The following is a 19,988-nucleotide window of genomic DNA, read 5'->3' on the forward strand; positions in this document are numbered from 1 at the left end:
TGTGGCGTTTTATCATTTGCTATACAGTAGTATCTTGATGCCGTTCGCACTATTTATGGTGACGCATCAGCCCTTCTTGGACGGCAGAGGCAACAAGTTCGCCTTGTTGATTGTATATTTCACCGCGAACAAGCCCACGAGAACCACTGGCTGATGGGCTGTCGATAACGTAAAGCAGCCATTCATCTAAGCGGAATGGGCGATGGAACCACATTGAGTGATCTATGGTAGCGACTTGAAGCTTCGGTGTTAGCAGCGTGACTCCATGTGGTTGCAGGGCGGTGACTAAAAAGCCCCAGTCTGAAGCATACGCCAATACATACTGGTGAATACGTAAGTCATCTGGCATTTCGCCATTGGCTTTTATCCATAAGTATTGTTTTGCCTCTGTTTTGGTTGGGCTTAATGGGTTGATAACATTAACCGGACGTACTTCAATAGGACGATCTCGGCTAAATGTTTCTACCGCTTGCTTTGGTAAGTAATCAGCAAGAGATTTCACTAACTCCGTTTCAGATTTAAGTGTCTCAGGAGCTGGAACATCAGGCATCGTAGATTGATGGCTATAGCCTTCTTCTTCTCCCTGATAAGAGGCCGTTAAATAGAAAATAGGACGGCCATTTTGAATTGCTTTTACACGACGAGTACTAAAGCTTTTACCGTCGCGTAAATTTTCGACATCATAAATAATGGGTTTTTGCGGGTCGCCTGGACGAAGAAAGTAGCTATGGAATGAATGAACATGACGGTCAGCTTCCACGGTTTTCTTCGCAGCAGAGAGCGATTGACCAATAACTTGGCCACCATAAACTTGGGGTAACCCGAGATGTTCACTTTGCCCACGGAACAAACCTTGTTCAAGAGGTTCTAAGTGCAACAGCGTGAGAAGTTCAGTCAGTTCTTTGCTCATCTGGTATCCATTATTAATGATATTGAATGTTAAAAGATAAGCACTATCTTGCTGATAGTCTAGGTAATTGCTTATCTTTGATTAAGAGTTTTACGAGGACTTCGCTATAATATCAAGTTAAATCGCATCATGATGTCCAACCTTAACGATATATATGGGGTTTATATCAAACGATTTAAAGGCGAAAGTAGTGAAAGTCATAATGAATGAATCGTAGGGTATTATGAGGTTAACAATGAAAAAGGTTATTACAGTCTTATTGGGCTTAGCCGCAGCATTAGCAGTAACGGCATGCTCAACAATTATTCAGCAAGACAAAGGCATAGATACAGTGGAAGGAACAGTAAGCTACCGTGAGCGTATAGCAATACCCGCGGAAGCCAAAGTGACAGTGACCTTGTCTGATGTGTCTTTAATGGATGTTGCAGCCGAAGTGATCAGCCAGCAGTCTTTCCTCGCTGATGGTAAGCAAGTCCCGTTTAGCTTCCAGCTTGATTATGAAACTGATGAAATTATCGCCAATCATACCTATGCTGTGAGTGCGCGCATTGAAGTCGATGGTAAGTTGATGTTCATTACAGACACTTCAAACCGCGTGATTACCGATCCAAATAAGACTGAAAAGATTGATTTGATGTTAGTAAAAACGCATTAAAAATCCGCGTATTACTAGGTACTCAGTTTGAGAGCAAAGCATTGGTTTCCCCCCCAATGCTTTGAATCTCCTTTAACGGCAGACTTCCCACCGATAAATACGTAACGATAGCTTTCCGCCATCACTTACGGTAACCCCTTCACTACGTAATTTTTCACGCTGACGCGCAAGATCATCCCCCGTTAATGAAATCATCCCTTTAGCGTTAATCACTCTGTGCCAAGGAAGTTTCGAGCCTTCAGGTAAGCGAGACATCAGCTTTCCGACTTGCCGAGCATAACCGGGAAAGCCTGCTAATCGTGCGATATCACCGTAGGTTGCTACCGTTCCTGTCGGAATTTGATAGACCACGCTATAGATTTGCCCAGTAAAATCGTCCATATTAAGAGTTAGACCGTAAGAAATAGACTGCTATTTTTCTATGTCCTACCGAACAACGCAAGGAGGTGCTGCCATGTTGTATGCCGCGTTATTAGTTCTGGTCAGTGTTGCATTAACCGTATTAGGTGTCACTGCACTCGGATACAGTGATGGGCAGCTACCTGCTCTCGCTTTAGCTATTCCTGCTCTCTGGCTTCTTCCGCAAGGAGGAATCGCAGCATGGCTGCTGCTTGTTGGCCTTGGCGCGTACGGCATGGTCTTGCCTGAGCAGCCTCTAGCGCTTTCCATCAGCATTTTCATGATGCTGCCTGTCTTTAATATTTGTATGTCTCAAAAGAGTAGTTGGCAGTTGGGTGCATTGTTAGTCTCCATTATTCTCGCCATGGATGTCGGGCTGATGGCACTACAAAGTGAAGGCAAGTTGCCGGGAAGCAGTTTATATACTGTGGTGCAAATACTCGCTGTGGGTGTTATTTGGTTTGCTTGTCGCTGTTGGAGGCCGATAGAAGGTAATACATGGTGGCCACTGTTTCTTGTGGTGCCATTATGGGTTGGTGGCATGCAACATGCTGCGTTAGTCGCATTATGTATTACTGGCTTAATCGCAGCGATGCAGGGGATGGAGAAGGTTAAATTTGGTGATTGGGTGCCTCGTCTGTCTTGGGTACTCCCAGCTGTGGGGTTTGCTACCTTGGTCGTCGTACCACACTTTGATGTACCCAACCCAATATTGGTAGCTTGGTTACTGATACTCGGTGGCGCATTGCTAGGTGAATACTTGCTGGAAGATCCTGAAGAGGTATAACTCGGCTTAGTACAAGAAATAGCTCAGAAATGAGTTAATTCAAACGGATAAAGTAGTAATGCTCGAGTTTTGTGTAATAAAACACCACTTAAACGAGAGTTTACCGAGAACGCCTTGCAAAGCGACAAGCCTTAGTAGATAATCCATCCCGTTCTCGTCGAGAGACAAAGAATCTATGGAGGCCCCCTTTGGTCCTCCCGCAACACTAACTTGTGAACCTGGTCAGGCCCGGAAGGGAGCAGCCACAATGAGCGACGTGTGTGCCGGGATGTGGCTGGAGGGGGCTTCCACCCATCTGCCGTTTGGCAATACTCCCCATAGAACTATCAATTCAAATCATTCTTCGCGTTTTCATGTATCCCTAACTTTCTTGATATAACCTCCATCTTTTACAGAACCTGCTCCAATCATAAAAACATATCACTAGTCATTTCTATTACACACCCTTGCTGGATCTACATTTGGCCCTAGATGCTCAGATCTGATTATATTTGCCCATGATTTACCTATTTTCCCCTCACTATATTTATATAGAGTATTGATAGTTAAATTAATAATATTTTCATTTTTTATTTCCCAAGATGACTTGATGTTAATCAAGTGTGATCCTTTTATTCGTAACTACGCTTTATGGTAACAGTGCCTTTCACTTGTATTGTTTAGTGGTGTAAGAGCATAGGAATGAATGTAAGGAGAATAGCAATGAAGCTTTCTACCATAGCTGTTTTTATTGTGACTGTATTTACGACCTTTAGTGTGGCCCATGCGAAAGAGACTACCTTAGAGAGCAGTAAACTGTCTGCGAGCTTAATCCTTGATGGTAAAATCGATGCGGCGTGGAATGACGCTAAATCGATATCTCAGAAGCTAACTAAACTTCCTTACAAACCGAATAATGGCTATACCGGAATAAAAAGAACAACTGTTGAAATGAAATCGTTATATGACGATGAATACGTTTATTTTCTTGTTACTTATGCCGATCCGACAATGAGCATTGATAGGTTCCCTTGGGTGAAACAAGACGATGATAGTTGGCAACAGCTATCAAATAAAGACAGCACAGGGCATGACAATACTTATTATGAAGATAAGTTTGCGGTTTATTGGGATATAAATACGCAAGATTTCGCCCAAAAAGGTTGTAATGCCGCCTGTCACAGAGCTGAGGGCGGTATGAATGCTGGGCGTAAAGATAATAACCCTGCACGTAAATACACCAAAGAGGGTGAGTTCATTGATATGTGGCATTGGAAAGGGGTGAGAACTGCCGCGCATAATCAGTTGGATGATCAATACGTTGATAGTAATACCGACCCTAAAGAGAATAAAGGGTGGGGGCGTAAAGGGGACAGTAAAATCAGTGGTGGCTATGTTAATAACATTAAAGATGGTCAGCCCGCATTTGTCTCAGATAACTTAACCAATGAAACGTTGCTAATTCTAGATTCCGAGAAGAAGCCATTTACGGTTGAATACAATAAGACCGATCGCATTCCAGGGCTAACAGGCAAGCCATTTGTTGGTTCTCGTGGTGATGTTGAAGTCGCTGCTCGCTGGAATGAAGGTGTATGGGTACTTGAAATGAAGCGGAAGCTAGTGACCACAGGAGAAAATTCAGAGACTCAAGATGTCCAATTTAATGATCTAACCAAGGTTTATCCATTTGGTATTGCTGTCTTTGATAACTCACAAATCAATCATATATATCACCGTGGGGTACTGAATTTTAAGTTTAAATAAAGTATCAGGTAGATTAGACAGGGCCAATTTATATTGGCCTACCCTCATTTTTATATGAATGAGTCTCGCTATGGTTGTCATTTTTGGTCGTTTTTTATTCCAGCTCTTATTATGCCTGTCACTGTTATCACTTTTATTGGGGTCATACCCAGCTGGATCGATTGATTTAAAAACTAAAGCTTTTTCATCTCAAGCCAGCGATGATGCTCAAATGGCGGTGTTGATAAAAGAGAATAAGCGGTGTATTCGCTGTCATCACAAGCCGCGTTTAATTAAAAGGATAGAAGCGATTACGTCTGTTGGTGTCCATGCGAGTTCTAATTTTTATAACAATTGTACCGCCTGTCATGGCCCTAAGGGCGATCACCCTAAAAGATCTGATGCGATAATTTCATATAAGATTCAGGGCGATATGTCCGTTTTCACTCAAAACAAGCAATGTATAGCCTGCCATTCACCTGATCATTTGCGAAGTAGTGAGTGGACGCATGATGTACATGCCACCAAGTTGCTCTGCTCAACCTGCCATAGTTTGCATCGTGAATTTGATCCAATCATAGGGATAGATAAAAAAATCCGAATAGGCTTGTGTCGAACTTGCCATGAAGCGATTCAGCGCGCGTTGAAGCTTAGGTTAAATAATTAGGTGACTGATATGATCAAGCGTATCGCTTTACTATTCGCAGTTGTGTTGCTTAACGTTGCCTTTGCTGGAGAGCTACCGAACCCAGATGAGGATAATCTTGCGAATTTTCACCTGTTAGATGAGACCTGTAGCGGCCAATGCCACCAAGAAGAAAAGCCATCAGAGGATCTTGAATTCGAGTTCAATAGTTGTGTCGAGTGCCATGATAGTTTATCAAATTTGGATGGGCCTCAGCACAATATTAAACATCAAGAGAGTGAAGGGATGGAGTGCGTAGAATGTCACTTTCCACATGAGGAGTTCGACCCCAAAGAGATCTGTACTGATTGCCATGATGAAGGGTGGAAGGCATTAGGCGTCATGCACCGTGAGTATAGAGGCGGCATGAGCAATAACAATTTACCGTATTTAGTTGTCCTGACGTTTTCTACGTTTTAAATGTCGCATTGATTCTCTTGCACCAGACGACTACCTGCCAGCTCAATGACTGTATGAAATCGCTATTAAGACGGAGATACAATCATTACTGATGAAGGAATATAGTGGGGCCTCTTAAAATTGAGAGGCCTAATTCAGTGTGTCTGGCGACAGCGATTAGTTTTGATTACGATCGTTTTTCTTACTCTGCAGAGAAAGATCAGTGAATGCCGTAATGTTTTGTTTTGATTCTAGCCAAGCACGGTTGGCATCGCCTTCGATGATCGCTTCAACAATACCAGTATGGCTGATACCACTTTGCGAAAGGTCGTAATCATTATGGGTGAGTTTGATGTAACTTTTTAGTTGATTAGAAATCTGTTCATATATTTTTATGAATTTATTGCTCTTACTGATTTCGACAACTTTTCTATGCAATTCAAAGTCTTTTTCACAAACGTCGAAGATATCCAAGGTTTCTGTGCCACATAATTCACAGAATTCATTGTAAATACGACTTAACTCATCTTTATCATCTTGGGTCGCTTTTTCTGCTGCCATTACCGCTGCTTGTGACTCAATGGCAACACGTAAATTGTACAGTTCCCACAAATCGTCGTCCGACAAAGTGAATACATGCCAGCCAACATAAGGCTTTTGTATCACTAAGCCTTCATGTGAAAGTGAGTTCAGTGCCATGCGAACAGTACTGCGCGAAAGCTCTAGTTCTTTCGATAGCGTACTCTCAACAATTTTATCGCCCATCACTAGCTGACCCGAAACTATCATATCTCTAATAAATTCAGTGGCTTGCTCTTCTAGGCTCTGTTTGTTGATCTTCATTTTCATGATTTGTTCTTAGTGCATGCTTTAAGTTATTGAAAAATATAACACGAACTTGTGATGTTTGTCATATTTTGTCATCTGTAGATCTGTATACTGCCGATTGTCGGACAATAGACGATTAACTGTTAACGATAGACAGAGAATATAATAATGAAAGCAATAAAACTTTCTTCTACAGACAACGTAGCCACGCTATTGGGTAGTGTAGAAAAGCATGAATTAGTTGAAATTATTTCCGCTAACAATGAAGTGATTGCACAAGTTAATGCCCTACAAAAAATCACATTCGGTAATAAGATTGCGCTTGGCGATATCCCGCTGGGTGAGCACATTTTGAAATGTGGCCATTCAATTGGTAAATCGATTGTTGAAATCCCGCTAGGTCAACTTGTTCATGTTCAAAACGTTCGTAGCGAACGTTTAGACATTCCAGACGCAATAATCGAAGAAATCATCAAGCAAATGGGGATCGAGCAATAATGAGCGCGACATTTAAAGGCTACCCACGTCCAAACGGTACATTTGGTATTCGCAATAATGTAATGATCGTTGCGATTGATGAATGTTGTGAAGGTATTGCACGCAATATCAGCAAAGAAATTGATGATTCAGTTGTTGTTACTAACCATTACACCTGTATGTATGGTGGCAACGAAGAAATGATCGATACCATCATTCACACGGCAACTAACCCAAACATTGCTGGTGTGCTGGTTATCGCGATGGGTTGTGGCTCTATCGATCCTGAAATGGTGGCAGGGCCTGTTCGTCAACAAGGCTTCCCCGTTCATACCCTGACGGTTATTAAGAACAAGGGCACTGTCGAAACAATTAAAGACGGTATCGAACTTGCGAAAGAACTAAAAGCATACGCAGACAGTGTCGAGCGTGTAGATACACCTGTTTCCGCGCTACGTATCGGTATTAAGTGTGGTGGTTCTGACACCTCTAGCGGCCTAGCTTCTAATCCTTCAGTAGGCGCGGCATCAGACAAGCTTGTAGATATGGGCGCGATCACCATGGCGGGTGAGTTACTTGAACTGCTGGGTTGTGAAGAGATCCTAAAAGCGCGTTCAGTTACCCCTGAAGTGGGCGAGAAGATTGAGCGCTTGATCGCTGAAGACCTAAAACGCTGGCATGTTATCGAAGGCACTGAAACAATGTCTATCGGCAACAGTGTGGGTGGCCTTACAACCATCGATGAAAAATCACAGGGTGCAATGCACAAAACAGGTACTCGTCCTATTCAAGACTGCCTGCGCATTAACCATATTCACCGTGAAAAACCAACCGTTCCAGGTTTCTACCTAACAGAAACAACCATGTTGTGTGGTGGTGCTGCAATGCACTTCGCATCACTTGGCTGTCAGTTAATTCTGTGGACAGCAGGCGCTGCGGGTTTCAATAACTCGATTGTTCCGGTTATTCGTGTGTCAGGTAATACGTCTCTTATCACTGCAGATATGGACATTAATGCTTGTGGAATCATGGATGCAACAGACACGATTGATAACGTATCAAACCAGATCATCGACAAAGTGTTCGCGGTAGCAAGCGGTGCACCAACCAACTTGGAAGGTGTTGGTTTTGCTTATGCTTCGCTATATCAAAAAGACCAGCGATTAGAGCATGTCATCGGTATTTGCCCTCAATAATCATTGTTGCCTTTAAAAAGGGTCTTCTGAGCCCCTTTAATTGAGAATAAAAAAAATGAGTAAACCTATTCCTAATAAATCACTTGGGTTAAGCCTTGCGCTTGTGTGTGCTGCTTTATGGGGTGCTTCGTTCCCGCTAGGTGGTGTTCTTGCAGGTAAACTTGATCCTGTTGTTTTAGCTATCGCACGTTACGCGATTGCAACATTAGGTTTTGTTGTTCTGTTTGCTTTTTCTAAAAAGCACACGCTGAAGAAAATCCAAAACAAGAAAGATGCAATCTTGCTAATGAGTGCGGGTATTTCAGCACAAGCGATATTCTTTTACTTTACGATTCTTGCTTACGAATTCACCTCATCAGGTGAAATCGGCGTTATCAATGGTATGGCCCCGTTCCTAACCATGCTAGCGGTATTTGTTATCGATAAAATTAAGCCGTCGGCGCCAAAAGTCTTTGCCGTTGTTTTGTCTCTAGTGGGGGCGGCAGTTATTGCTTATGACCCATCGAATAAGATCCAAGGTATTAACCTAGGTCACTTATTCGCACTGTGTGGTGTACTGGGTTTTGTTACTTACAACTACATCTTAGGCAAATTCGGTTCAGACCTAAACTCTCGTTACGACACCTTCTCTAGCTGCTTCTACCAATTCGCAGCTGCAACAGGTGCGCTACTTATCGTTGGTTTAGTAACGGGTGCTGATTTTAGCTCGGCAGTGGTACTGGTGGAGAATGGTAAATACATCGCAACTATCTTGTCGCTAGGTCTTCTATGTTCTGGTATTGCATACGCGGTATGGGAAGTGGCAACACTGAAAACGCAAGATGCAGTTATCACCACAATGGCACTGAACGTCCTACCATTATTTGCGATGATCGTTGCTTACTTCCTACTAGGTGAAGTGATGACAATGCAAAAACTGGCTGGTGTGGTAACAGTAGTTGTCGCGCTTTGTATCTACACAGTTGGTGACAAATTCAAGAAAACCCCTGTTGTTCAAGAAGCTGCAGCTTAATTAGAACACGCTACTAACTCGCTGTTAGTCCCTATGCTGGCAGCGAATTTCAAGCTGAGTCTAATTGCTCCACGATTGGACTAAGTACTGAATATATTTAATATCAGAGAAACAAAATGCAATTTAACGAATTGAAAATCACTGAAGTAGAAGTTATTCACCTGCGTGTTCCTGCTCTTGATGAAGCTTGTGAATGGGGTGAGGATGGTGTTCTTATCCGCGTACACACAAACGCAGGTATCACAGGGGTGGGCGAGTCTGATAGCTCACCTATGATGATTCAAGCTTGCATTAAAGCTACTCAAAGCCACGGTTCTTCTCAAGGTATTGAACGTCTTCTTGTTGGTGAAAACCCGCTAGAAATCGAACGCCTATACACTAAGATGTACAACGGCACTCATTATGCTGGCCGTCGCTCAACCATGATCCACGCTATCTCTGCTATTGATATGGCGCTATGGGACATCGCGGGTAAATTCTACAAAGTGCCTGTATGGCAGCTTCTAGGTGGTAAATTCCGTGAAAAGATCCGTGCATACGGCACGTTTATTCCTTCGGCAATTAAAGAAGAAAACATTGCTCGCACAGCTGAATTGCTAGCTCAAGGCTTTACTTCACTGAAGTTTGGTGGCGGTCCGTTAGGTAAAAATGCAGAGACTGATTACGAGATCATCAAGACCGTTTGTGAAACCGCTCGCGGCATCAACAAAGACGTCGAAATTGCAATCGACCTAGCAAGTGCATGGCGTACAGCTGGCCACACTATTGAAATGGCTAAGAAGCTTGAAGAATTTAACCTGCTATGGATTGAAGAGCCGATTACTGATGATGTTCTTGCGGGTTACCGTAAGATTTCTCAATCGACGTCACAAAAGCTGGCTGGTGGTGAAACCTTGACTACTCGTTACGAGTTTGCGAACTTCATTGAAAAGTCGGGCGCTGATTTCGTACAACCTGACGTGACGCGTTGTGGTGGTATTAGTGAGATGGTTAAGATCTACGACATGGCGCACATGGCAGGGATGAAGCTAGTTCCTCACGGTTTCTCAACCGGTATCTTAATTGCAGCCACTGTGCACTTCCTCGCTTCTCGTGAGCATGGTGACTTGATTGAATACTCGCAGAGTACAAGTCCACTGTTTACGTCACTGGTTAAAAACCAAATTGCTTTTAAAGATGGTTATGTTGCAGTGCCAAACACCATAGGCTTGGGTGTTGAACTTGATGAAGAAATTATTGCTAAATACCGTGTAGAATAACTCAAACGGTAGAAATTAAGTGAGGTGGGCTGCTACTCACCTAATTAACGCTTTACCACGTCCTCACTAGGAAATGACCAATAAGTCATTAATTGAATATTAATGACAGCTAAATGTCTGGTTATTTTTGTCTAGTCTAAAATTGAAGAGCTTAGATGCGAAAGTATTTAGGCTCTTTTTTTTGTGTGATAATTCACATCGTTATTTTGTTTTATTTGCATATATCCCCACTTGATCATCCTTTTGTTCGTAGTGTTATCCAATCGTGTTTTTCGTGTCACAATTATCATTTGAATGCTGTTTTTTTGTCGGCTTATATATTATGGTGGCGAAAATTCGCTAGTGAAAAATGCACTAGTCAGTGATATTTACTGCTCAGTGTTGTCCGCATAATAGGTCTGTAATAAATGTTGTCTGAAGCTAAAACAAGAAAAAAAATACTTTCAAATGCAACAGATCTCTTTGCTCATAATCCATATGGAAAAGTGACAATTAGAAAAATTGCACAAAGTGCTAATGTTAGCCCTAGTTTGATTATTTATTATTTCATATCGAAAGAAAATTTATACTGTCAGATTTTCGAAGAGTTTTTTCCTGAGCTTGAAAATATGATTAAAAAACTAAAAAAAGAACCAAAACTAACATTGTCACTGATTGTGAATAGTTATATTGAAGTTTGGCGGATTAATTCACTTATTCCTATCATTATTCATCGTGAACTACTGTCATTAGATAATACGGAAGCGAAGAATCGGCTTGCCAATAAACTATTGATACCTCATAAGAAAAAGCTAATGTCCTTGTTGAGCAGTATTACGGAATGTAGCCCATATAATGAAGGGTATTATTATATGCTTGTGATATCTCTATCTACATATCCATTTATTTCAGATCATATAAGTAATGAGCAAAACACCGATATGTCTTTTTTGCAAAATGTCTATGAAAGTGTATTGCCTCAAGCTGTTTGCTAATTTTTATTGCCATAGGTTTATATTAATTTATCTTTTTTGATGAAGTGGCACTTTCGGGCTCTGCTAGTAAATCCTTGATCTTGAACACTTTATTTTCGTAGCTAATGCACTTGATTAAAGTGCTCATCCTTATATACACGCGCGATGGTGAGGTAAAGCGTATTCCTGTACAAATGGGCTGGTTTGTTTAATGGTTTGAGTTAATAAAACTATACTATTTAAATATAATCATACTTTATGACACTGGTGAGTATCATCACGTGACTATCCGTACTCGTCCTTAGTTACGGCGTATTTAGTTAGAAGCTATAACATTTTAACGACACTGCTTTGACTTTTTTATTTCTTTCATGGCGCTTATCAAGCGAACCATTAAGCACAAGAATATATTATGAATTTATCTCGTTACCTAACGATTCGTCATCAATTTTGGTTGTTAATGGCTTTTGTTTCTACTGGTATTGCCGTCATTATTTTGATGAACGCAAATGTTCATCGTACAAATAATCTTCATTTAGTGTCATTGGATCAGCAATATTACCCAGCGATGGAAGTTGTCGTTCGCTTAGACGGTACGCTTCCACGGCTAACACAACAATTTGAAACCGCTGTCGTAACGGGAGAAGAAGATGCACTTAGCGAAGCAGCGTTACTTTACCAGCTGTTAAATAAAGATTTAGCTGAAATAAAAAAACTGTTACCACAAAAGAGTAATGAATTAGCACATGTCGAAACATTGATGGCGAGTTATTTCGGGGCAGGTAATCAGCTAGCTCTTGATTTTATTAATATGAATGAATCTGTTGCTGTTATCTCTCGCAAAGCAGAACAAAATCGTCAGACTCAAGAAAGCTTAGAAAAAGAATTAAAAACGCTACAAGATTATGTGCGGGAACAAGTCGTTAGCTTGATCGGTAATGCACGTGAAAGCGCTGATCAAGCAGGTGTGAATTCTATGATTTCTGGCTTGATTGTCGTGGCATTTTTGCTGAGCTTCGGTTTTGCTATTCTACGCTCAATTAGTCAATCTATTGCGATTGTTACGGCAAGAATGAATGAGATCGCTAATGGTGAAGGTGATCTTACTGTTCGTATTCATTATGACGGCAAAGATGAAGTGGCCGAGCTTGTTAATAACGTGAACCAGTTTATTAGTAAATTACATGCCACTATTTCAGATACCATTTCAAGTATTCATCAGCTAGAGGCGATAACGGGTCAGTTATCTGAAAGCCGTCAAGATACATCTCGTTTTACTGCTGAGCAGCAGTCAAATATTCAGCAAGTGACGCTATCTGTTGGTGAAATGCTACAAACTGTAAGCCATGTGGCGGACTATGCAAGTCAGGCGTCGGAACAAGCTAACGATGCAAATACCAAAGCTGAAGATGGTTTTACTGTTGTGCAACAGACGGTCAATGTTATTAATGTTCTTTCGGACGATGTTCGTAAAATAGCCACAGTTATCGATAAACTTGAGCAAGACACGACTAATGTCGATGCTATTTTATCTACGATTAAAGGCATTGCTGATCAAACCAACTTATTAGCACTGAATGCCGCAATTGAGGCCGCACGCGCTGGTGAACAAGGTCGCGGTTTTGCGGTTGTTGCCGATGAAGTGCGAACACTCGCGGCTCGTACTCAGCAATCGACAGAAGAAATTCAAGTGGTGCTGGGAGAGCTGCAAGTTGCTTCTAAATCAGCAGTTGAAGCCATGCACCAAGGTTTGCGTCAGACAGAAGATGGTGTGAGTAGCGCAGCGACTGCGGGTGAAAGTTTGCGGTCCATTACGGAGAAAGTTGCCGGTATCACGGTTGTAAACGATCAAATTGCTTCCGCAACGGAAGAGCAGCACCAAACCTCTCTTATCATTCAAGAACAGCTACAAGAGTTTAACCGTAGCGCAGAACAAGTTTCTTCCTCTTCAGACCGACTCGGCATTGCCAGTGATCAACTGGTGGGTGTGGTCGAGCAACTAAGCCATTCGACGGCGCAGTTTAAAGTTTAGCAACATGCAATAAACGATAAATAACACGCTTTTTTACAGAGCCCTTTCGATGGGGCTTTGTGATTAAGGGCGTGACAAAAAACAGTTACACAAGCAGTGACATACTATAAAAATAAACCGGAGTTTCATGATGACAATAAAGGCTTTTCGCCTGTTGCCACTAGCAGCCTTATGCGCGCTTTCTGGCCAAGCTAATGCAACGAGTACTACAGATGCGCGTATTAGTGAACTAGAAAACCAAGTTTCAGTATTAACCGAGCAACAACAATCAAGCGTCGCTGATCGTTTTCAATTTGATGGCTTTGCATCATTAAAACTTCAAGTTGCGAATAATAAGGCGGGTTATGTTGGTGCAACGGATAAGCTGAACCTAGATGAAGGTTCCCTGTTTGGTTTGCAAACCGTATTTACGGTAAACGATTCAACCCAAGCAACAGTTCAGTTGGTTAGCCGTGGTACAGAGCTTGAAAACTGGAAACCACAAATCGAGTGGGCATTTATTAGCCATGAATTTACGCCAAACCTAAAAGGTCGTGCGGGTAAATTACGTTTACCTTTGTTCATGTTGTCTGACTACCTTGAAGTGGGTTATGCACAACTTGGTGTACGTGTGCCAAATGAAGTCTACGGTAATGTTGTCGCAACATCGTTCACCGGTGCCGACATGCTTTACGATATTGAATTAGACGATAGCAGCATTCAACTTCAAGGTTTTGCAGGTTCTCATAACTTGAGTTCTGATAAAACTAAATTCCGTGCGCAAACTACATTCGACCAAATTTACGGTGGTGTGGTGTCGTGGACTAACGATACAGTGACATTGCGTTCAAGCTATGCTCAGGCGAAAGTGACGTCGCAAGACGAGTGGACGCTGAGCGGCGCTTCATTAGCTGGAACGAAGTTCGAAAATGATGAAGCGAAGTTTTACGGTATTGGCGCTCGCTTTGATGGTGAAAACCTATTTGTAATGTCAGAAGTAACACGCACTGAAACGCAAGGTTTTTACCCTGATGCTGATGCTGCATACGTGACAGCGGGCTACCGTATTGAATCTGTAACACCGTACTTCACTGTTTCACATCTGAAAACCAAAGATAATGATGATCGTAAGAAAGCTTCAGCGCAAGCCGTTGCTAACTCGATGAAAAATCCGAAAGATCCAGCAGCCGCTTATTTAGCGGGTTCAACGCAACTACAGCAAGCCGTGCTTGATATGCAGCGTACCAGCTACAGTGTAGGTGCGCGTTGGGATGTTTACACCAATATGGCACTAAAAGCAGATATGACTTATGTGACTAATTTTGGTGATACCAACGGCGGTTTAGCGGGTGCAGCGAAAGATCAGTCCATTGATGACACTATGGTATATACCGTAAAACTTGATGTAGTTTTCTAAGGAGAAAGTCATGTTGAAAAAAACAGTTTTAGCACTTTGCCTTGCTGCTTCAAGCTTTGCACAGGCTGCGGTTGTGGTTATTGCAAATCCTGCAGCAGCAGATCTTGATGCATCGACAATCAAGAAAGTGTACTTAGGTAAAGCGAAATCACTGAACATTGATGCGATTGATCTTGACGATGGTCAGCCACTGAAGAGTGAATTCCACGCTAAAGTTACCGGTAAAACGGAAGCTCAGCTTCAAGCTTACTGGGCTAAAAAAGTGTTCACGGGCAAAGGTCAGCCACCAAAAGCGGTGAGTTCTAGTGCGATTGTGAAAAATACAGTTGCTAATACCGCTAATGCGATTGGTTATATCGACGAAAGTGAAGTTGATGGTAGCGTGAAAGTAATTTTACGCCCGTAGGTTAACCCGTAAGAGTAAACATACAAAAGCCATCATTTTGATGGCTTTTTTGGTGCGCTAAAAATATTAGCATTCGCGCCACATTGGCTTCTCGGGTAAACTGCAGCGTATTAAGCCTAGTGTCGATATAGCGAGACGATTTATCGCGGACTATTGTTAAAACACTAGCATCAGAATAATAACCCAGAGCCAAATTTATGTTTGAACATGAAGAATATGAAGTAGAAGCGCTAGAAGTTGAAGTTTCTGCTCAGCCGATTGAGTTGTATAAAGTGCTTAAAATTGCCAACGTTGTGAGCGGTGGTGGTGAAGCGAAGTTTGCCATATCTGAAGGTTATGTTGGTGTTAATGGTGAATTGGAGCAACGTAAGCGCCGTAAACTTTACGATGGTGACGTCATTGAGTTTAACCAAGAGTACTACGTTGTGGTCTGTAACCAACCAGTGACAGAACCAACAGAAAAAGTGGTGAAAGACGTTAAAGCTGCGGCACCTGTGGGTAAGAAAAAAGCAACAGCTAAAAAGCCGTCGGCTGAAAGTGGCAAAGCGGATAAAAAACTCAGCGCTAAAGCTAAGCCTGTAAAAAGCGCAGCTAAAAAAGCACCTAAAAAATCAGTGAAAAAAGAAGCAGAAAAGCCTTCTTTTGATCAAACGACGGGTCGTAAATCCCTTAGTTTCTAAATGAAAATAATGTGTAACGCTAATCATCTATTTGATTAGCGTAAATATAAAAGACTCTGCGGAGTCTTTTTTTATGCCTGTTAATACCACCCTTAGATAAACGTGCATATAGCGTTTATCTAAGGGCGTTAAGTCTGCGTTGTAAAAGCGATATTTGACTACGATATCGCAAATTAATGCTTCTATATGATCTATTTATCTCAATTATATGAGTAGTGTTGTATTGTCGAGGAAATAGATAAGGGGCATATATGAAACAATGGTTTAGAGCATATAGTTTTCTGCTGATAGGCACGATTTTCCTCGTCGGATGCCAGCAAGATAACCAGTGGCATGCAACAAAAATAACCCCAGATCCCGATTGGCAACATGGGACGTTAGAGAATGGTATGAAGTATCACCTTTATCAGAAGGATGATGAACCCGTCGAGTTACGATTTATTGTTCGTGCAGGTAGCGCTCAAGAAACGGCGCAACAACAGGGATATGCCCATTTTCTTGAACATATGGCGTTCAAAGGTTCTAAAAACTTTGCTCAACAAGATGTGTGGCAATTCTTCGAACGTTTAGGGCTAAGTGCTGGCGCTGATTTGAATGCTTACACTTCTTATAATAAGACTTGGTATCAATTAAAGCTGCCTGATTCAACTGAAGTGACCACCGCGTTTACTTGGTTTAGGGATGTGGCTGATGGCATGCTACTAAAACCTGAAAAGGTTGAGGCTGAAAGAGGTGCGGTAATGGGGGAGTATCGTCTTCGTCTACCGCAAGAGCGCAATATTTATAGCCAGATGGATGAGCGTTTGCGTGCAGATTCTCCTGCTTATCATGAAATACTCGGTACCAAGGAAAGTATTCAATCGGTAACGCCAACTGGCTTGCGTGAGTATTATCAGCGTTGGTATTTCCCAGAAAATACAGAGTTGGTGGTGGTAGGCGATTTCGATAAAACGGTAATTGAGACTCAAATAGCTCAACACTTTGCTTCATGGCAGGCTAAGTCGCAACCGCTCGCTAATATTGAGCCGTTAGTGTTACCAACGCAAAAGCAGCAAGCATTAGTTGCGCCGCAAGGTGGTGACTCTGCACTGATTTTATTGCAGCCATTGGGGGAATCTAAGCGGTTAACTTATGGTGACCAATATCGTTATTTAGAGGTTGGCCTGTTAAATAGTCTTATCCAAGCACGGCTAATGGATCGCAGTATCGCGTTGGCAGCTAATACAAGCTACATCGAAGCTTATGATAGTACTTTCGAAGGGCAGCAATTGGCTACGTTAGCGGTGGGTTTTAAAGAAGGGCATCGTGCTGAGGTTCAAGCATTTTTTGCCAAAGAGTTGGCGAGTTTACGTGATTACGGTGTCGGTGAGGTCGAACTCGCAGCTGCGCTAGCCAGTTATAAATCTAATTTGAAAAATCATGCAATGAATTGGCAGGCAACGGATTCTTGGGTGATCACTGAGGCCATGTTTGCGAGCTTATTCGAACCTCGTGTTTTGATGTCTGAAGCTGAACATAAAGCGGTACTCGAGCGCTTCGTGGCAGAGATGGATCAGAGCCGAGTTAATCAGAGCTTAAAACAGCAACTAGAACAACTGGTACCGTATTACTTCATTGCTTATGCCAATACAGACCAAACTCAGCAGTTAGCGCAAGATGTTCAGGATGTGACGCAGTTACTTGCTAAACCGGGTCAAGCCTTGATGATGGCGAAAACCGTAGCTGTATTTTCGTCGCCAGCGCAAAAAGGAGAGATCGTTTCACAGCAGCAAGTAGATGACACCACTTGGCAATGGCAATTGGGTAACGGTGTTGAAGTTTGGCTTAAGCAAATGCCTGACATTAAAAAAAATGCGTACATGAACTGGGCAGCAAAAGGAGGCAGAGCACAATTGGATCCTGCATTGTATCCAGCCAGTGAGTTAGCGTTTGACACATTATATCGGAGTGGTTTTGCTGGCTTGGATGTGGCAGCCATTGAAAAAGTGTTCGCTGCAAATAATACCTTGCTGACCCCTTATCTTAGCGATTTTGATAATGGGTTATCCATTGCGACTCAGTACGATGATCTGCCGTTTGCGATGTCGGCACTTCATCATGTATTAACGGAAGGTAAAGTTGACCCTGTGCAGTTAAAGCAGGTTAAAAAGCAATATGTTGAAGGTAGAGCTGAATTTGAAACCTCGCCATTTGGGCAGGTACTGACAAAGGTGAATGATAGCCAAGTTGTACGTGGTACTTTTTATAAAATCTGGCCAAGTAGCACTTTCACTGAAATAACAAGCGATGATGTTCAACAGGTTTATCAACGTTTGTTTCAACAGCAACACCACAATCGCTTGGTGATAGCTGGGGATTTTCAACCAGAAGATATCACCCCACTGCTACGTCAGTATGTTGCGAATATTCCCCTTGCGGAAAATAAGCAAGAATTGTTGCCACAAGTTGAGTTAAATAAAACGTCACAAGTGCTGGAGTTACCGGTATCGAATGAAAAGTCTGTGAGTTATTTGATGATAATGACTAACCCGATCCAGACGCAATCACCGGTGACGGCGGTAGATGTGATGGCACAAGATATGTTGTCTCGTATTGTTAATCAGCGTGCTCATCAACTGCTTAGAGGTAAATACAGTTTAAGCTATGCACCTGAAGTAATCACTGAGATCCCAGATAGTGGTTTACACAGTACTGTTATTGTCAGTATGAACTTAGATCAAAAGGATTTAGCTAAATCGAAGCAAGCGGTGGCTGAGCTGTTAAAAGGTATTCAGCAAGATGGCATTACATTACAAGAGCGAGACACTGCAGCGAAACAGTTGGCGGTAGCGTTAAAACCGATGGCTAAAAATGGGGCTGAGACGGTACGCTTTATGGGGCGTTATTTACTGCATGGTTATAGTGTGGACGCAGTGAAAGATCCGCAACCCTACATAGATCAAGTCACGACAGAGTTGTTAAATCAGCAGGTTAAGCAATTCATGGGTAAGCAAAGTTACACCATTGAAGCCACGATACTGCCGAAAGCATCGTAAGCTGTTTGCTTGATTCAAGAAACGAAAAGTCGCCAGATTGGCGACTTTTTTATGTCATTGGGTTATGACGACGTAATGAATGGACGGCATCAGCTTAAGACTAACTCGACATCAATATGTGGGTATTTCGCGGTCAGCTGTGTCGACAGTGATTGTTTAATATGAGCAAATATCGTAATGCCTTTTCTGTCTATCTCTTCGGTCGTAAAGCTTAAAACGACTAAATAACTGCTCCCTGTTTTACTGATGAAAACATTACGTGCCATAGTTTCTTGTTGCGTTAACTGTTGGGTAATAATGCTTTCGATGTCCTCGTAGGCATCAACATTTTGTAGGCGTCCGCCTGCAAGCTCGATAAAGGCTTCTTTAACAATAGTGATGGGTTGTTTTACCATGATAGTCGCCAAAATAAGGACCATGATGGCATCACCTATATACAGTAAGAAATTAAAGCTACTTGCAGGAGTGATGTAACCAATAAGTACTAAAGCAGCACCTGTTCCTGCGGACATACAGCCATCAACCAGAGAAGATGCTTTGTCCGTGGTAAGCATGCTGCTGTTATTACCTGTACGTTTATTTTGGTAGTGATAAAACAACGAAAGACCAAAGCATGTAACAACCATCGCGATAGAGTAAATTAAGATTGGCCCTGTTTTTAACATGGTGAGTTCTTCACCTTGAATAAATTTGCCGATTTTGGTGATGTTTCCCGTTATTGCGGTAAGTAACACTCCACCAATTAGTAGTCCTTTAAGTAAAGAGTAGAGAGCTTCTGATACAAATAAACCAAAAGGAAAAGTGTTAGAGCGGTTAGCTTTAATAGCGGAAATTTTTAATGCTGCGATTGAAGATAAAAACAGGATAAACGAAAAGTTACCATCCAATAATAAAGCTTCTGATCCCGAAAGGTAAAAGGTTGCCCAACCTGAAAAAGCCATGAATAAGTTTGCGCATATTCCTACAGTTAAAGATTGGCGTTCGATCTGTATAATTTTGTCTTTCATCTTTGACTCGTATTGGATGGTTGGTGATTGTTTATTAAAGTCGAAAGGTCGCTATGGTTCAATCTATTCACTTACGGCTATCATTGGTTGGAAATGATATAGTGATATTGGATAGATTTATTATGCTTAGGTATGAAACAACGCCCATTT

19 protein-coding genes and 1 other RNA gene are annotated in these 19,988 nt (G+C 42.0%); 16 read left to right on the forward strand and 4 right to left on the reverse strand.

Features of this window, described 5'->3' with window-relative positions:
• Positions 1-49 precede the first annotated feature (49 nt).
• Positions 50-910: an acyl-CoA thioesterase II gene (gene tesB, locus OCU87_RS04640; RefSeq protein WP_062689794.1), complete on the reverse strand. Its 861-nt coding sequence runs from the start codon at positions 908-910 to the stop codon at positions 50-52.
• 235 nt (positions 911-1,145) lie between these two features.
• Between tesB and OCU87_RS04645 the strand changes: the two genes are divergently transcribed.
• Positions 1,146-1,565: a YbaY family lipoprotein gene (locus OCU87_RS04645; RefSeq protein ID WP_094956357.1), complete on the forward strand. Its 420-nt coding sequence runs from the start codon at positions 1,146-1,148 to the stop codon at positions 1,563-1,565.
• Positions 1,566-1,637: 72 nt separating this feature from the next.
• Here the strand turns inward: OCU87_RS04645 and OCU87_RS04650 are convergent, their stop codons facing one another.
• Positions 1,638-1,946 (reverse strand): MGMT family protein, encoded by a 309-nt coding sequence (locus OCU87_RS04650; protein ID WP_094956356.1) that lies wholly within the window; start codon positions 1,944-1,946, stop codon positions 1,638-1,640.
• 73 nt (positions 1,947-2,019) lie between these two features.
• Between OCU87_RS04650 and OCU87_RS04655 the strand changes: the two genes are divergently transcribed.
• The 5 genes from OCU87_RS04655 to OCU87_RS04675 all read left to right on the forward strand — a co-directional run bounded on the left by OCU87_RS04655 (position 2,020) and on the right by OCU87_RS04675 (position 5,578).
• Positions 2,020-2,751, forward strand: coding sequence for a VP0952 family biofilm-associated protein (locus OCU87_RS04655; protein ID WP_062689799.1), 732 nt, complete (start codon positions 2,020-2,022; stop codon positions 2,749-2,751).
• 186 nt (positions 2,752-2,937) lie between these two features.
• Positions 2,938-3,034, forward strand: an RNA gene (gene ffs, locus OCU87_RS04660) — signal recognition particle sRNA small type.
• Between the two features lie 419 nt (positions 3,035-3,453).
• Entirely contained in the window at positions 3,454-4,494 is a 1,041-nt protein-coding gene (locus OCU87_RS04665; protein ID WP_261857911.1) for an ethylbenzene dehydrogenase-related protein, read from the forward strand.
• Positions 4,495-4,564: 70 nt separating this feature from the next.
• Complete coding sequence (locus OCU87_RS04670) at positions 4,565-5,140, forward strand: cytochrome C (protein WP_062689818.1); 576 nt, start codon at positions 4,565-4,567, stop codon at positions 5,138-5,140.
• Positions 5,141-5,149: 9 nt separating this feature from the next.
• Positions 5,150-5,578 (forward strand): cytochrome c3 family protein, encoded by a 429-nt coding sequence (locus OCU87_RS04675; RefSeq protein ID WP_094956352.1) that lies wholly within the window; start codon positions 5,150-5,152, stop codon positions 5,576-5,578.
• 156 nt (positions 5,579-5,734) lie between these two features.
• On the opposite strand, the gene OCU87_RS04680 is transcribed toward OCU87_RS04675, so the two are convergent.
• Positions 5,735-6,406 carry a GntR family transcriptional regulator gene (locus OCU87_RS04680; protein WP_239928734.1) on the reverse strand — a complete coding sequence of 224 codons (672 nt, stop codon included), beginning with the start codon at positions 6,404-6,406 and terminating at the stop codon, positions 5,735-5,737.
• Between the two features lie 147 nt (positions 6,407-6,553).
• Here OCU87_RS04680 and OCU87_RS04685 point away from each other — a divergent pair, with 147 nt between their 5' ends.
• The 10 genes from OCU87_RS04685 (at position 6,554) to OCU87_RS04730 (ending at position 18,831) form a co-directional block, all read left to right on the forward strand.
• Positions 6,554-6,883, forward strand: a complete 330-nt coding sequence (locus tag OCU87_RS04685) for a hypothetical protein (RefSeq protein ID WP_062689820.1) — start codon at positions 6,554-6,556, stop codon at positions 6,881-6,883.
• Positions 6,883-8,058, forward strand: coding sequence for a UxaA family hydrolase (locus OCU87_RS04690; RefSeq protein ID WP_062689821.1), 1,176 nt, complete (start codon positions 6,883-6,885; stop codon positions 8,056-8,058). The genes OCU87_RS04685 and OCU87_RS04690 overlap by 1 nt, the downstream gene beginning before the upstream one ends.
• Positions 8,059-8,113: 55 nt before the next feature.
• Positions 8,114-9,070, forward strand: a complete 957-nt coding sequence (locus OCU87_RS04695; protein ID WP_062689822.1) for a DMT family transporter — start codon at positions 8,114-8,116, stop codon at positions 9,068-9,070.
• A gap of 116 nt (positions 9,071-9,186) precedes the next feature.
• Positions 9,187-10,329 (forward strand): mandelate racemase/muconate lactonizing enzyme family protein, encoded by a 1,143-nt coding sequence (locus OCU87_RS04700; protein ID WP_062689823.1) that lies wholly within the window; start codon positions 9,187-9,189, stop codon positions 10,327-10,329.
• Between the two features lie 407 nt (positions 10,330-10,736).
• Positions 10,737-11,303 carry a TetR/AcrR family transcriptional regulator gene (locus OCU87_RS04705; RefSeq protein WP_062689824.1) on the forward strand — a complete coding sequence of 189 codons (567 nt, stop codon included), beginning with the start codon at positions 10,737-10,739 and terminating at the stop codon, positions 11,301-11,303.
• 391 nt (positions 11,304-11,694) lie between these two features.
• Positions 11,695-13,314, forward strand: a complete 1,620-nt coding sequence (locus OCU87_RS04710) for a methyl-accepting chemotaxis protein (protein ID WP_062689827.1) — start codon at positions 11,695-11,697, stop codon at positions 13,312-13,314.
• 127 nt (positions 13,315-13,441) lie between these two features.
• The gene (locus OCU87_RS04715; RefSeq protein ID WP_261857912.1) at positions 13,442-14,710 is read left to right on the forward strand and encodes a hypothetical protein; all 1,269 of its coding nucleotides are present in this window, start codon (positions 13,442-13,444) and stop codon (positions 14,708-14,710) included.
• A gap of 10 nt (positions 14,711-14,720) precedes the next feature.
• Positions 14,721-15,116, forward strand: a complete 396-nt coding sequence (locus OCU87_RS04720) for a type 2 periplasmic-binding domain-containing protein (RefSeq protein ID WP_094957881.1) — start codon at positions 14,721-14,723, stop codon at positions 15,114-15,116.
• Positions 15,117-15,313: 197 nt separating this feature from the next.
• Complete coding sequence (locus tag OCU87_RS04725; RefSeq protein WP_261857913.1) at positions 15,314-15,796, forward strand: RNA-binding S4 domain-containing protein; 483 nt, start codon at positions 15,314-15,316, stop codon at positions 15,794-15,796.
• 251 nt (positions 15,797-16,047) lie between these two features.
• Positions 16,048-18,831, forward strand: coding sequence for a M16 family metallopeptidase (locus OCU87_RS04730; RefSeq protein WP_261857914.1), 2,784 nt, complete (start codon positions 16,048-16,050; stop codon positions 18,829-18,831).
• Between the two features lie 89 nt (positions 18,832-18,920).
• Here the strand turns inward: OCU87_RS04730 and OCU87_RS04735 are convergent, their stop codons facing one another.
• Positions 18,921-19,838, reverse strand: coding sequence for a cation transporter (locus tag OCU87_RS04735; protein WP_261857915.1), 918 nt, complete (start codon positions 19,836-19,838; stop codon positions 18,921-18,923).
• Between the last annotated feature and the right edge of the window lie 150 nt (positions 19,839-19,988).

Origin of the sequence: Photobacterium sanguinicancri (assembly GCF_024346675.1) — a bacterium.
Lineage (GTDB): Bacteria > Pseudomonadota > Gammaproteobacteria > Enterobacterales > Vibrionaceae > Photobacterium > Photobacterium sanguinicancri.